Origin of the sequence: Streptococcus oralis subsp. dentisani, from assembly GCF_002096615.1 — a bacterium.
Taxonomy (GTDB): domain Bacteria; phylum Bacillota; class Bacilli; order Lactobacillales; family Streptococcaceae; genus Streptococcus; species Streptococcus oralis_U.
Map to the genome: position 1 here is coordinate 446,121 of NZ_NCUX01000033.1, position 14,017 is coordinate 460,137.

Sequence of the window (14,017 nt, forward strand, 5' to 3'; positions counted from 1 at the left end):
CTACTCTTTCTAGTTTATCCTAAATTAAAGTATACAAATTCATCAAAACTTGTATTTATGAACGATTTTGATGTGTAATGAGCAGAAGCATAACCTACATTAGATTTGCCGTCACTTGCTCGAGCCACACTTGACCAATGCCAACGATAGTCGTGGAAATAACTTGAGAATGCTCCCCAATTGCCTGAATCATGATATCCTCCGTAACTCCAGTTACCACCAGATACCCAATCAGCAAAGACAGGACACGCTAAGCTACAACTCAACTTCCATAATTAAAATTAAAAGCTTTATTTAACAATAAAATTATGAATTGCTCAAAATATAGTTTCCGTTTTTTTCTCCTTTCTAGAGCAACTCTTCACATCTGTATTATATCACTTTTTCCAAAAAATACAAATTATTATATATAAGATGACCAAAAAACGAAGCTGGTTCTGCAACCAACTTCGTTTGATTTATCCTACTACTGCTTCAGCGATTTCTTCTCGGCTAATGCCAGCGAAATAGCGTGTAATGTCAATTGTTTCTAAGGCCTTAAGGACATCTTCGCGTTCGTATTTAACGCCTCGGAGGACATCTTCTACAGCTGCAACGTCTTCGATACCAAAGAAGTCGCCATAAATCTTGATGTCTTGGATTTTTGATTCGAGAACATTGGCAAAAACTTCTACTTTACCACTAGTGAATTTTGTTCCACGACGAATGTTAAATTCAGGTGATTTACCGTAGTTCCAATCCCAAGTTCCAAACTTGGTATCCTTGATACGATTGATTTCGGCCAATTCTTGCTCAGAAAAAACGTATTCAGTCATCTCTGGGTACTCTTTTTTCATGTATTCCAATAGCAAATCACGGAATTCTTCAACTGTGATTTTTTCATGTAATTCATTGACAATATTGGTTACACGGGCACGAACGGATTTCACACCTTTTGATTCGAATTTGTCTTTTGAAACCTTGAGGGCGTTAGCAAGGACTGATAAATCAACGTCAAAGAGCAAGCAACCATGGTGCATAATACGGCCATTGATATAGGCTTGGGCATTACCACAGAATTTCTTACCGTCAATTTCTAAGTCATTACGACCTGTAAATTCAGCTTTAACACCAAGTTGAGCCAAAGTATTGATGACTGGAGTTGAGAAGCTCTTGAAGTCAAAGGCCTTGTTTTCATCTTCTTTTGAAATGATGGTGTAGTTGAGGTTGTTTAGATCGTGATAAACAGCTCCACCACCACTGATACGGCGGACTACCTCGATACCATTTTCTCGAACATAATCACGGTTGATTTCTTCGATAGTGTTCTGGTGACGTCCGACAATGATAGATGGTTTGTTAATCCAAAGAAGGAAGATTTGATCCTCATCCAAAAGGTGTTTAAAGGCATATTCTTCCAAGGCGATATTAAAGGCAGTGTCGTTTGAATGATTGATAATATATTTCATGATATCCCTTTATACGATAGAGACTGGAAAATACCTTTCCAGTCTAATCTATCTTCAATTATTTTTTCTTAGGTGAATGGATGGCCATTCCTAAAACATCCGCAAATGCTTCGTACATCACTTCAGAGTAGGTTGGGTGTCCGTGGATGGTCTTCAGCATTTCCTCAACAGTGATTTCCATTTCGATAATGCTTGATGCCTCGTTAATCAATTCTGCGGCTGCAGGACCAATGATGTGCACACCAAGGATTTCTCCGTATTTCTTATCAGCGATAACTTTTACGAAACCTTGAGCCGCATCTGATGCAATAGCACGGCCGTTCGCTGCAAAGTTGAATTTACCGATGGCTACATCGTATTTCTCACGTGCTTGTTCTTCAGTTAGACCTACTGCTGCTACTTCAGGAAGAGTGTAAATGGCTGCAGGAGTCAAGTTAAGTTTTGCCACAACGTGGTTTCCTTTAAGTGCATTTTCAGCAGCAACTTCACCCATACGGAAAGCTGCGTGCGCTAACATCTTGGTACCATTGATGTCACCTGGTGCATAGATACCTGAAACAGAAGTTTCCATGTATTCATTGACCTTGATACGTCCACGATCCAATTCAAACTCAACATCACCAATTCCTTCAAGGTCTGGCACACGACCGATTGAAAGAAGAGCTTTGCTAGCGATGATATCGTCTTTTCCTTCAACCTTGATACGAAGTTGACCATTTTCTTCGATGATTTTTTGCAATTTTGTACCTGTCAAGATGGTCATACCTTTACGCTCAAGAATCAAGCGAAGATTCTTAGAAACTTCCGCATCCATAGCTGGAACGATACGGTCCATCATTTCGATAACAGTCACTTTTGAACCAAATGTCATGAAGGCTTGGCCGAGTTCGATACCGACAACGCCACCACCAATGATTACGAGGCTTTCTGGCACTTCGTTCATTTCAAGAATGTCATCACTGGTCATCACAAGTGGAGATTCCATACCAGGAACGTTAATTTTGCTAACCTTTGAACCACCAGCAAGGATAATTTTCTTGGTTTCAAGCAATTCAGAACCATTTACCAAGACATTCTTGTCTTTAGTAATAGTACCAACACCCTTATGAACAGTAACTCCGTAACTACGAAGAAGACCTGCAACACCACCTACCAAGGTATTAACAACTTTAGATTTTGTTTCTAAAAGTTTGTCCATATCAACAGTGAAGTTTGGATTTTCAATGACGATACCACGATTTGCTGCATGACCGATGTTTTCGATAATTTCAGCGTTGTGAAGGTAGGTCTTAGTTGGGATACATCCACGGTTCAAGCACGTTCCACCGAGTTCAGATTTCTCAACAAGGGCAACCTTACCACCGAGTTGAGCAGCTTTAATAGCTGCTACATATCCAGCAGGACCACCACCAATCACAACGATATCAAAGGCATCATCGCTCTTACCATCGTCGTTTGAGGCACTAACTGCTGGAGCCGGGCTAGCTTCTGGCGCTGCTACTCCAGCTGTTGGGATGTTTTCCCCTTCTTCACCAAGGTAACCGATAACTTCAGTTACTGGAACAGTTTCACCATCTCCTTTGAGGATGGCAATCAAGTATCCATCTTCTTCGGCTTCCAATTCCATGCTGACTTTGTCAGTCATGATTTCCAAAAGGATTTCTCCTTCTTTTACAAATTCACCGACTTTTTTATTCCATTGGACGATTTGTCCTTCTGTCATATCCACGCCGGCTTTTGGCATAATTACTTCTAAGGCCATGTCTTACTTCCTTTATCTAAAACTCTAAAATAACAATAGCTGACTTAAACCAACATTGAGATTGGGTTCTCAATCAAGGCTTTCAAGTCTTTCATAAACTTAGCACCAGCCATACCATCTACGACACGGTGGTCAATGGTTAACCCTAGGCTCATGATAGGGCGAATGACAATCTCACCATTGACGACAACAGGTTTCTCAACTGTTGAACTAACCCCGAGGATTGCTGAGTTTGGTTGGTTAATAATCGGACCAAAGGACTGAACACCAAACATTCCCAAGTTACTGATTGTGAAGGTTGAATTTTGCAGTTCGCTTGGAGCCAATTTACCATCCAAGGTACGCCCAATCACATCCTTGAAGGCTACAACCAACTCTGACAAGCTCATTTTTTCAGCATTATAGACAACAGGTGTCATCAATCCATTATCCATACCAACTGCCATCGCAAGGTTGACATAGTTATGAGTGATAATGGTCTTGCCATCTTCTGTCAATGAAGCGTTGATGTATGGGTGTTTCATCAATGTTTTCACAACAGCGAGTGAAAGAAGGTCTGTTACAGTAGTCTTCTTACCAGTCGCTTCCATAATCGGATCAAGAACCTTCTTACGGAGAGCCAGCATTTCAGTCATATCAACTTCATAGTTGAGAGTGAAGGTTGGCGCAGTTAGGTAGGATTCAACCATACGTTGGGCGATAACTTTACGCATTGGTGTCATTGGAATGCGCTCAATCTCACCATAAGGTGTAACATTATCAGGAACTTCTTCCACTTTTTCGATCTGAGCAGGAGACTTGATGGTATCGTTTTCGATATTTTCAGGAAGGAAGGCCAAAACGTCCTTCTTCATAATCTTGCCACGATGTCCAGTTCCTTGGATTTCCTGCCAAGCAATGTTATGTTCGAGGGCAATTCGTTTTGCAAGTGGCGAAATGCGAACCACGTTTGTGTCTTTATAAGTTTCCACGTCTTCTTTGTGGACACGACCGTTTGCACCTGAGCCAGAAACGTCGTAGAGGTTGATACCTAGATCATCCGCTAACTTTCTAGCCGCAGGAGTCGCTCTTAGCTTGTCATCAGCCATGACCTCTCCAATTCTAATTATGATACTAAGGGCGTTAAAAGTCAAAGTGAAAATAGGAAACTTGACGAAGAAACTTTAGTTTCTAGGAAAGTTTATCTTTTTCACACAGACTTTAGCCCGTGTTCAACTCTACAAGTAACTTGGACACGGAATGTGTCTCAAATTACTACGGTTGCCGCTATATAGCGACCAACCTAGTAGACTTACTAAGTGTTTTTTGCCGAATATTATCGATTCGTCAAAAAACTGTCGCAACTTTACATACAACTTGGATACAACACGTATCTCAGGTTGCTAAAGTTAAAAACTACGTTCTTTACATAATTTATCTTATGCACTTTTATTCTTTGTTATAGGTTTTACGGATGGCATCTTTGATGCTTTCAACTGTTGGAATCATTGCATTCTCTAGGTTTTGTGCGTAAGGCATTGGCACATCTTCTCCGGCGCAACGGCGGATTGGTGCATCTAGATAGTCAAATGCTTCTGATTCTGAAATAATTGCTGAAATCTCTCCGATATAGCCACTTGTTTTGTGAGCATCGTTGACAAGAACCACCTTACCAGTCTTCTTCACTGAGTTAATGATGATATCCTTATCAAGTGGAACAAGGGTACGTGGATCCACAATTTCAACTGAAATCCCCTCTTCTGCCAATTCTTCAGCAGCTTGAACCACACGGCGAAGCATTTTTCCATAAGTAATGACTGTTACATCTGCACCTTCACGTTTGATTTCACCAACTCCAAGTGGGATTGTGTAGTCTGGATCAACTGGCACTTCCCCTTTTTGGTTAAATTCTGACTTGTATTCAAGGATGATAACAGGGTTGTTATCACGGATAGAAGACTTGAGCAGTCCTTTCATATCCGCAGGTGTACCTGGAGCTACAACCTTGAGACCAGGAATGTGTGTAAACCAAGACTCTAGAGACTGAGAGTGCTGAGCTGCAGAACCAACTCCGTTACCAGCTGCACATCGGACAGTCATTGGAACCTGACCTTTCCCACCAAACATATAACGTGTTTTAGCAGCTTGGTTCACGATATTGTCCATGGCAATAACCGAGAAGTCCATAAAGGTCATATCGACAATTGGACGAAGTCCTGTCATGGCTGCTCCTGCTGCTGCTCCAGAGATAGCAGCTTCAGAAATAGGACAGTCACGAACACGTTCTGGACCAAATTCTTCAAGCATTCCAACAGAAGTTCCGAAGTCCCCTCCGAAGACACCAACGTCTTCTCCCATCAAGAACACATTTTCATCGCGACGCATTTCCTCAGACATAGCAAGGATAATGGTGTCACGGAACGACATTGTTTTTGTTTCCATTTTTATCTCTTTCTCCTTAGTCTGCGTAAATATCTTCAAATGCTGATTCAAGCGGTGGGAATGGGCTTTCTTCTGCAAATTTAACAGAAGCTTCTACTGCTTCCTTGACTTGTGCTTGAATTTCTTCCAATTCTTCTGCACTTGCAATGTTGTTCTCAACGAGGTAGTTACGAAGGTTTTCGATTGGGTCTTTTTGTTTCCACAATTCCACTTCTTCACGGGTACGATATTTACCAGGATCAGATGATGAGTGACCAAGCCAGCGATAAGTTACACTTTCAATCAAGACTGGTCCATTTCCTCCGCGAACATGGTCTACTGCTTTCTTAAATCCTTCATAGACATCGATGACATTGTTTCCATCTTCGATAAACATTCCAGGGATTCCGTAAGCAGCACTACGTTGATGAATATGCTCTACATTGGTCATTTTCTTGATATCCGCAGAGATTCCATAACCATTATTAATACAGTAGAAAATAACTGGGAGTTTCCAAATAGAAGCCATGTTCACTGCTTCGTGGAAAACACCTTCGTTGGTCGCACCATCTCCAAAGAAGCAAACGACGATTTTTCCAGTGTTTTGCATTTGCTGACTGAGGGCTGCACCGACAGCGATTCCCATACCACCACCTACGATACCATTGGCACCAAGGTTACCAGCATCCAGGTCGGCGATATGCATAGAACCACCTTTTCCTTTACAGGTTCCAGTGTATTTACCAAGGATTTCTGCCATCATTCCGTTGAGGTCAATCCCTTTGGCGATAGCCTGTCCATGACCACGGTGATTTGAGGTAATCAGATCATCTGGATTAAGAGCCAACATCGCTCCAACGTTAGCAGCTTCCTCTCCAACAGAAAAGTGAGTCATCCCAGGGACTTTTCCCTTTTTCACTAACTGAGCAATTTTTAAGTCCATGCGACGGATTTCTTCCATCTTACGGAACATCTCTAGCAAGAGATTTCTATCTAAAGTTGACATAATCTCGCCTTTCTAGGTTTAAAGTTTTATGTCCTCATTCTATCGCATTATGAAAGCACTGTCAAAATATATGCTTAGATTCTTTCACAAAATACAAAAAGAAAACCCCAGTTTATCGGGATTTTCTATAAATTAAAACATTTTTTCACAAAGTTTATTTGACATTGGAAACTTCAAATCTTTTCATAATTTTTTGCAAACGCCATTGATAGAGGATAGCACTAACGACCAAACTCGCTATTAGACCAATCCAGTAAGAATAGGCTCCCAAGGTTGTTACATGATCTAGGAATAAGCCTAGTGGAATGGACACAGCCCAGTAAGCAATTACTCCTAGATAGAAGGGAACAACCGTATCCTTATAACCTCTCAGTATTCCTTGTAAGGGAGCTGCAACGGTGTCAGCTAACTGGAAAAAAAGACTATAAGTTAGGAAGGTAGATGTTAGATCAATGAAATCAGGATTATTTCCATATAAACCGGCTACGACATCTCTCAAAATATAGAGAAAGCTCAATGTAAAGCCTGCAAATATCAGTGCTACACAACGTCCAAGTTTGATATAGGTCTTGGCATCATCAAAACGCTTAGCCCCCACCTCATAAGAAACAACGATGGCCATGGCAGAAGAAATACTCATGGGAAAAGCATACATGAGCGTCGAAAAGTTCATGGCTGACTGGTGGCTGGCAATAATCATAGACGAAAACTTAGCCATAATCAAACCAACGACTGAAAAAATGATGACTTCAGCAAAAACAGTTCCACCAATTGGTAAGCCCAAGCAAATTCCCTCTATAATTCTCTCTAATTTCAGAGGGGCGAGTCGTTCTAAATGAAATTCTTTTAGATTTTTCTGCTTAATCAAGATGATAATAGAAATTCCTAGTAGGCACCAATAGGCAAGTGAGGTTCCCAGCCCTGCTCCTGCTCCACCTAACTCTGGAAACCCAAAGGCTCCGTAGATCAATAAATAGTTAAATCCACAATTTAAAGGTAGCAGTAAAAGCATGAGGTACATAGATAGCTTGGTCAAACCAAGAGAATCTAACAATGACCGAATGACACTGAACAGTAACAAAGGAATAATCCCGATAGAAAGGTACCAAAGATAGGAAACTGCAACCGCCGCCACTTGAGCTTCTAGCCCGATATGGTTTAAGACAGGCGGTGCTAAGAATATTACCATGCCAAGCAAGACCAAGGACAGTCCGAAAGCCAAGTAGATAAATTGGTAAAAGTCAGATGCTACTTCTTCCTTTTTGCCTCTTCCTAGATGATGGCCGATGATGGGCACCATGGCCGAAACAATCCCTGTTAAAAAGGTAAAGAAAGGATTCCAGAGACTCGTTGCGGTTGACACCCCCGCCAAGTCCATGGTATTGTACTGTCCCGTCATGGTTGTATCCACAAAAGAGGCAGAATAATTGGCAAACTGATAAATCAGGATAGGGAAAAATATCTTAAGAAATAAGACAAACTTATCTTTAAATTGATGGGTTGGATACATAAACGCTCTCTATTCTTATAGTTTATAGAGCAGAGTCCCATCTAGTTTTGATAGACGATTTGTCCCTTACAGATAGTATATTTGACCTGCCCTTTTAAGGTTTCGCCAATAAATGGAGAATTAGCTGATTTTGAAGCAAAGTCTGGACCAACTGTACGGTCAGCCTTAGCGTCAAAGATAGTGATATCTGCTGGACCATTTTCAGCTAAGTAGCCTGCTTCAAAGTTGTAAAGTTCGGCTGGATTGACAGTCATTTTTTCTAGCAATTCCATTAAGCTTAGCTCACCAGCTTCCACCAAATAAGTCAAGCCGAGAGATAGAGAGGTTTCCAAACCAGTCATACCAGATGGCGCTTTGGTGATATCCTCAACATTTTTCTCATCTGCATGGTGAGGCGCGTGATCTGTCGCGATAACTGTGATAACACCTGACTTGAGGCCTTCGATAACAGCACGACGGTCTGATTCCAAACGAAGCGGCGGATTCATCTTGGCATTGCTTCCTTGAGTTAAAAGAAGAGCTTCTGTCTTAGAGAAATGTTGTGGCGCTACTTCTGCTGTGACCTGCGCACCCAAACCTTGAGCGAATTCCACTACCTTGACACTTTCTTCCTTAGACAAATGCTGGATGTGAACATGGGCCTTGGTTGCATAGGCAATCATGACATCACGCGCAATCATAGCGTACTCAGCCACCCCAGTCGCTCCACAGATCTTGAAGTGGTCTTTAGCGATGTTTTCATTAAAGCCAAGAATACCGTTCAATCCGGGATCTTCCTCGTGCAGACAAACAAAGGTGCCAAGTTTTTTAGCAGTTTCCAAGGCTTCTTTGAGAACCTTGCTGCTTTCAAGCGGAATTCCATCATCTGAAAAACCAACGGCTCCAGCTTCTAAAAGCGCCTTAAAGTCTGTCAAGTCTTGGCCATTAAAGTTCTTGGTAATAGTCGCAACCGTCTTGACATTGATTTTTTCCTTGGCAGCAGACTGGAGAACTTCTTTCAGGGTTTCTACATCCGAAATGGTTGGACTAGTATTAGCCATCATGACAACAGTTGTAAAACCACCTGCAGCAGCCGCTAGGGCACCAGTATGTATATCTTCCTTGTGAGTCTGACCAGGTTCACGGAAATGAACATGAATATCAACTAGTCCAGGCGCAACCACAAGCCCAGTAGCATCAAGCACCTCTGCTCCTTCTTCCTTGATTTCAGGAGCAATTTTGACAATTTTTCCATCTTGGACTAAAACATCACACATTTGATCCAAACCAGACTTGGGATCCATTACACGACCATTTTTGATTAGTAGCATCTGCTTTCTCCTTTATTCATAGAAATCAACTTGGGTATCCAACAATTTATCCCCATCATAAACAAACTTAGCTGAAAAGAAGGGTCTATCCTCTAAAAGCCATTCAACAAAGGTGTGGTCACCTTCCCAAGTTGGCTTGCTCAAGACCTCGCCATAGGGAACCCATTCTAATGTTCCCTCATTGCAGTCAATCAAGTCACCCTCAAACTCCGTCACCTTAAAAACATAGGTGTACCAGTCTAAATCTGGCGTAAATTCAGGGAAAGTGATAATGCCTTTTAGAACTGGCTTGGCTTTCAGGCCTGTCTCTTCGAGAATTTCACGCGCAGCGCATTCCTGAGGAGTCTCCCCTCGCTCCAGCTTACCACCCACACCAATCCATTTTCCTTCATGGACATCATTGGGCTTCTTATTGCGATGCAGCATGAGCAGTTCTTTTCCGTTATCAATGTAGCAAATCGTCGCTAACTGAGGCATATTTTCTCCTTATCTAAGCCAATCGATTGGCTCTTGTCCTGTCTCTTTTAAGAATGCATTGGCCTTGGAAAAAGGCTTAGAGCCCCAAAATCCTCTATAAACCGATAAAGGACTAGGATGGGCTGATTCGATAATCAAGTGGTGAGGATTGGTAACCAAGGCCTTCTTCTTGCGTGCATAAGCGCCCCAGAGTACAAAGACCACTGGTCTATCCAGATTATTGACCACCTGAATCACAGCATCTGTAAAGGGCTCCCATATCTGCCCAGCATGACCATTGGCTTGACCAGCAGGAACCGTCAAGCAAGCATTGAGAAGTAAGACTCCTTGCTCAGCCCAAGCCGTCAAATCATGAGATTTCTTAACGCCAAGATCATCTGACAATTCTTTCAAGATATTTTGCAAGGATGGCGGCGCTGGAATAGCATCGGGTACGGAAAAACTCAAGCCCTGCGCCTGACCTGGCCCATGATAGGGATCCTGCCCTAGAATCACCACCTTAACCTCTTCCAGAGGAGTAGTCAAGAGAGCCTGAAAAACCTTTTCCTTAGGTGGATAAACAGTTCCCTGGGCATAGACCTGGTCCATAAATTGATTGATTTTACCGAAATAACCTTCAGGTAATTGCTCCTTAATCAAAGCATGCCAAGATGAGTGTTGCATCGCCAACTCCTTCGTTTTTACTGCCTCTATTATAGCAAAAAGTGGCTATCTAAACCACTTTTTACAGTTTATCTAAACAATCCAGCAAGTCTTGGTAAGAATGAACTTCATAAGTCGGCTGGGCTTGTGTGTGATTTTCCAGATGATGGGGATTGTACCAGATAGGATCAATGCCAGCATTATTGCCACCTTGAATGTCGGCGGTTAGGGAATCTCCAATCATAACCGTCTTTTCTTTGCTGAAATCTGCAATCTGTTGACCGATTTTTTCATAGAATAGTGCATCAGGTTTTTGTGTTTGCAACTGTTCAGAGATAAAGACTTGGTTGAAATAGGGAGCCAGACCTGATTGAGCCAAACGTCCTGTCTGAATGGCAGTAATCCCATTTGTCGCAGCATACAAGTCATAATCACGTTCGATGAGGCTGTCCAAGAGTTCATGAGCACCTGAAAAAGTTTGTCCCTGTTGGGCTAAGTAAAATTGGTAACGCTGGGCAAGTAACGTACCGTCTTTTTCCTGTCCGAAATAGGCAAATAAACGAGAAAAGCGCGTATTAACCAGTTCTTGTTTACTGATTTTCTTTTGTTCCAAGTCCTTCCAGAGAGCCTTGTTCATAGGAACGTAATAGTCTTTATAGGCTTGAATATCCGCAACTCCTTCTTCTTTTAGAAGTTGCGTCAGAGCCACATCCTCAGCAGCATCAAAATCCAGCAAGGTGTGATCAAGGTCGAAGAGTAGAAATTTGTAGGGCATTTAGATTCCTTTCTGAAAGTTCATTAAGAACATTATAGCATAAATGAAACAGGTAGTTATCATAATCTGAATTGACTTAAAGGACTTATTCACCTTATTTTTATACTTTCTCCACTTTTACATCGTTTTCGGATACAACGTCCACTAAAAAATGCGTCGACATTAATTTGTAGTGATGGAGCTTTTTATTAGCTATATTTGCAGAAGCGACCAAGTCACCAAATTCTGCATTCTCGACTTCATAGATATAGTTGGTCAGATAAAGTGGTCTGTTCTCTGCCAATCCTTGCTCCCAGTAACTATCTATTAATTCTAAACTTTCGTAGACTGAACGGAAAGCCCAAACTTTTGTAAAGGTAAATTTAAATTTTTCTGAATCTTCCAAGTAGGCAATTAGAGTGTCCCCATCTATTTTTATCTCAATACCATAGTCACCAAAAGGGATGAAGCCCGGTTTAATTTCCGTCCATTTTTCCATATCATTTCTCCAAGTTCTATTTTCCGATAATTGTACTACAGCGGTGTACATGTTTAATTAGCAAATTTTCTAGTATTGGCTGATATCTAATTTCAAATTTGCAGAAACAAGAATCTCCACTACACTATCTTGAGTTATGATTATATAATGTCGTGAATGCAAAGTTCCTAGATCATAATATGATGTGTATTCCAGTTTTCTCACTAATTGACTATTCTTGACTTCGTAAATGACATTTTGAAAATTATTTTTTTCAAATTTTGTAAACATCTCTTTATCTAGAATTGCAGATAAATACAATTCCCTGCTAAAGACTCGTGCTTCATCATAGCAAAAACATGATAATTTAAAACGATTCTGTTCTCCAATCAGCCTAATTTCTTGACCATCTGACAAGTTTGTCAACAAGACTTTTAACTTATACTTATCTACAGGAATCAAACCTTTAAAGACTTCTACCCATTCTTCATTTTTAGTTTCCATATCTAATTTCATACTCAACTCCACTATTCCTTTTTATAAAATTAAACATCTACTTTCCATCTATTTCATTCGATACTTCAATAAGCAAATCTTGAAGTTCTTCTAAATCAAGATATAAGTTTCTAACACCTACAAGTAACTGAGAAAATGCTTGTCTATCTAATTGATGATTCTCGCTCAATGACTCAACAATCCAAGAATTTCCCTTCTCTATCCATTCTAAATGAAGAGGTAAATAATCATTTAAAATATCATCTATATTCTCTAAATTAGTAGAAGATATCTTGTTAAAGGTTTGGTTGTCATTTATTAAAGATAGACTTTTACTAATTCTTTTCAATTCTGTTTCTATCGTCACTTTCATCTCCTTTCTTATTTAGTTGCTGCTACTGTCTTCGAGTTCAATTTTTCTTCCAGTATTTGTATCTATAAAATACCTCTGCTCACTTTCGTAAATAAGTGTAAGTTCTGTTCCGATAGGCATGTCGTAAATCAATAATACAGCAGGTTCAATTTCAACAATTGTACTCCAGTCGCATACTGACATATTTTCAGGATTTGATAAGTATTCTTCGGTATCTATTTCAGAAAGAAAGCGCCAGCCATTGTCTAGCTCATCCACGGCATCCTCACGAAATACCCATTTCAATTCTGCTTTGTTTTCTAAAATATGATTAGAAACCACTGAGCCACCTAAATGCATTTTTACTTCCTTTCCAAAAACATTCGTTTTAAATACAGGCTCCAGTATACAAGTCCATATCTTACTATAGATCCATCTTGCAATTAAATTTTTCCGAGCCTACTCGGAACTGTATAGTTACGGGTTTGTTCTGCACATAGCTATAGCGGTTCCGGTTGAGAGGGGCAGTCGCCTCGCCTGGGTAGCTATCTTCTATTAGGAAAGTCCCTCCCTGACTATCATAATATCTTGCTCGTAAATAGTCAAGTTCAGTGTCATCACGAGCTTCATCGTTATAAGCAAAGGGCTGACCTGTCGTGTCTGTACTTGTCCATTATTGGTCAAGCCAGTCACAGAGCCTGATAGGAGGATAAGCATCACATTATTAGAAATATTGTTGGGACCTTTATGCTAAGCGAGATATAATTCTAATTTGTGTTTTCTTCTAACAACGAAGGGTTTATGATTAACTCTCTTTCAATTGCCATTCCGATTCCACTGATGGTTGTTATTCCATGTATCCCTAATAATTTAGGCTCTTTATCCAATAATTCTCCAGTCTCTTTACAGAAAAAGTTACCTTTAAAATGAATACTATAGAATCCAAAATCCAGCTTTTTCTCTTCCTCTGTTAAGGGAATATTAGCGATAGTATGGAAATATCCTTTTTTCCAATATTCATCACCTACAATAGCAGGTGGAATTAACAAGTTAGAATAATCTGGCTTGTATTTATCAATATTTTTTTCATGAGTATTTCCTTTAAAGATAAATACAACATGTTTCCCTTCCACAAAAGAATCCCGAACTTTTCTAACTATATTAGAAACCAGCACTTTACCATAAAAGTAGATTCCCTCCCTAGGAGACACAAGAAATACATCTCCCACTTTTGGAATTGACCTACTTTTTTTAATCACTTTTAGTTGATGAGTAGCTGCCTTTGTGTCATAAAAGTTATCTAACTCCTTCTGAATTTCTAAATTTAAACTTTCATAACGTTCTTTTCTTCTTAAAGCTATTAGATTTGTATTCATTATTAAT

At 40.3% G+C, this 14,017-nt stretch carries 16 protein-coding genes and 1 pseudogene; all 17 read right to left on the reverse strand.

The features are described from left to right. Positions 1 to 14: 14 nt before the first annotated feature. The 17 genes and pseudogenes from B7708_RS09365 to B7708_RS09445 all read right to left on the reverse strand — a co-directional run bounded on the left by B7708_RS09365 (position 15) and on the right by B7708_RS09445 (position 14,010). Positions 15 to 266 carry a lactococcin 972 family bacteriocin gene (locus B7708_RS09365; protein WP_084975377.1) on the reverse strand — a complete coding sequence of 84 codons (252 nt, stop codon included), beginning with the start codon at positions 264 to 266 and terminating at the stop codon, positions 15 to 17. A gap of 192 nt (positions 267 to 458) precedes the next feature. Continuing rightward, positions 459 to 1,448 carry a lipoate--protein ligase gene (locus B7708_RS09370; protein ID WP_084975379.1) on the reverse strand — a complete coding sequence of 330 codons (990 nt, stop codon included), beginning with the start codon at positions 1,446 to 1,448 and terminating at the stop codon, positions 459 to 461. A gap of 58 nt (positions 1,449 to 1,506) precedes the next feature. Beyond that, positions 1,507 to 3,210 carry a dihydrolipoyl dehydrogenase gene (gene lpdA, locus B7708_RS09375; RefSeq protein ID WP_142358294.1) on the reverse strand — a complete coding sequence of 568 codons (1,704 nt, stop codon included), beginning with the start codon at positions 3,208 to 3,210 and terminating at the stop codon, positions 1,507 to 1,509. A gap of 44 nt (positions 3,211 to 3,254) precedes the next feature. Continuing rightward, on the reverse strand, positions 3,255 to 4,298 hold the full coding sequence (locus B7708_RS09380) for a dihydrolipoamide acetyltransferase (protein ID WP_084975381.1): 1,044 nt from the start codon (positions 4,296 to 4,298) through the stop codon (positions 3,255 to 3,257). A gap of 340 nt (positions 4,299 to 4,638) precedes the next feature. Continuing rightward, on the reverse strand, positions 4,639 to 5,631 hold the full coding sequence (locus B7708_RS09385; protein WP_084975383.1) for an alpha-ketoacid dehydrogenase subunit beta: 993 nt from the start codon (positions 5,629 to 5,631) through the stop codon (positions 4,639 to 4,641). A gap of 16 nt (positions 5,632 to 5,647) precedes the next feature. Further along, the gene (locus B7708_RS09390; protein ID WP_084975385.1) at positions 5,648 to 6,616 is read right to left on the reverse strand and encodes a thiamine pyrophosphate-dependent dehydrogenase E1 component subunit alpha; all 969 of its coding nucleotides are present in this window, start codon (positions 6,614 to 6,616) and stop codon (positions 5,648 to 5,650) included. Positions 6,617 to 6,770: 154 nt separating this feature from the next. Beyond that, positions 6,771 to 8,126 (reverse strand): MATE family efflux transporter, encoded by a 1,356-nt coding sequence (locus B7708_RS09395; RefSeq protein WP_084975387.1) that lies wholly within the window; start codon positions 8,124 to 8,126, stop codon positions 6,771 to 6,773. A 41-nt stretch (positions 8,127 to 8,167) separates the two neighbouring features. Further along, complete coding sequence (locus tag B7708_RS09400) at positions 8,168 to 9,436, reverse strand: dihydroorotase (protein WP_084975389.1); 1,269 nt, start codon at positions 9,434 to 9,436, stop codon at positions 8,168 to 8,170. Positions 9,437 to 9,448: 12 nt separating this feature from the next. After that, the gene (locus B7708_RS09405; RefSeq protein WP_084975391.1) at positions 9,449 to 9,913 is read right to left on the reverse strand and encodes an NUDIX hydrolase; all 465 of its coding nucleotides are present in this window, start codon (positions 9,911 to 9,913) and stop codon (positions 9,449 to 9,451) included. A 9-nt stretch (positions 9,914 to 9,922) separates the two neighbouring features. After that, positions 9,923 to 10,576 (reverse strand): uracil-DNA glycosylase, encoded by a 654-nt coding sequence (locus B7708_RS09410; RefSeq protein ID WP_084975393.1) that lies wholly within the window; start codon positions 10,574 to 10,576, stop codon positions 9,923 to 9,925. Positions 10,577 to 10,637: 61 nt separating this feature from the next. Further along, positions 10,638 to 11,330 carry a pyrimidine 5'-nucleotidase PynA gene (gene pynA, locus B7708_RS09415; RefSeq protein WP_084975395.1) on the reverse strand — a complete coding sequence of 231 codons (693 nt, stop codon included), beginning with the start codon at positions 11,328 to 11,330 and terminating at the stop codon, positions 10,638 to 10,640. 100 nt (positions 11,331 to 11,430) lie between these two features. Then, the gene (locus tag B7708_RS09420; protein WP_084975397.1) at positions 11,431 to 11,808 is read right to left on the reverse strand and encodes a hypothetical protein; all 378 of its coding nucleotides are present in this window, start codon (positions 11,806 to 11,808) and stop codon (positions 11,431 to 11,433) included. 69 nt (positions 11,809 to 11,877) lie between these two features. Beyond that, positions 11,878 to 12,303, reverse strand: coding sequence for a hypothetical protein (locus B7708_RS09425; protein ID WP_084975399.1), 426 nt, complete (start codon positions 12,301 to 12,303; stop codon positions 11,878 to 11,880). Between the two features lie 37 nt (positions 12,304 to 12,340). Next, positions 12,341 to 12,649, reverse strand: a complete 309-nt coding sequence (locus B7708_RS09430; RefSeq protein WP_084975505.1) for a hypothetical protein — start codon at positions 12,647 to 12,649, stop codon at positions 12,341 to 12,343. A gap of 18 nt (positions 12,650 to 12,667) precedes the next feature. After that, entirely contained in the window at positions 12,668 to 12,994 is a 327-nt protein-coding gene (locus tag B7708_RS09435) for an immunity protein Imm33 domain-containing protein (RefSeq protein ID WP_084975401.1), read from the reverse strand. Between the two features lie 64 nt (positions 12,995 to 13,058). Beyond that, positions 13,059 to 13,280, reverse strand: a pseudogene (locus B7708_RS10215) (RHS repeat-associated core domain-containing protein); the annotation flags it as partial. 121 nt (positions 13,281 to 13,401) lie between these two features. Next, positions 13,402 to 14,010 carry an immunity 26/phosphotriesterase HocA family protein gene (locus B7708_RS09445; RefSeq protein ID WP_084975403.1) on the reverse strand — a complete coding sequence of 203 codons (609 nt, stop codon included), beginning with the start codon at positions 14,008 to 14,010 and terminating at the stop codon, positions 13,402 to 13,404. Positions 14,011 to 14,017 lie beyond the last annotated feature (7 nt).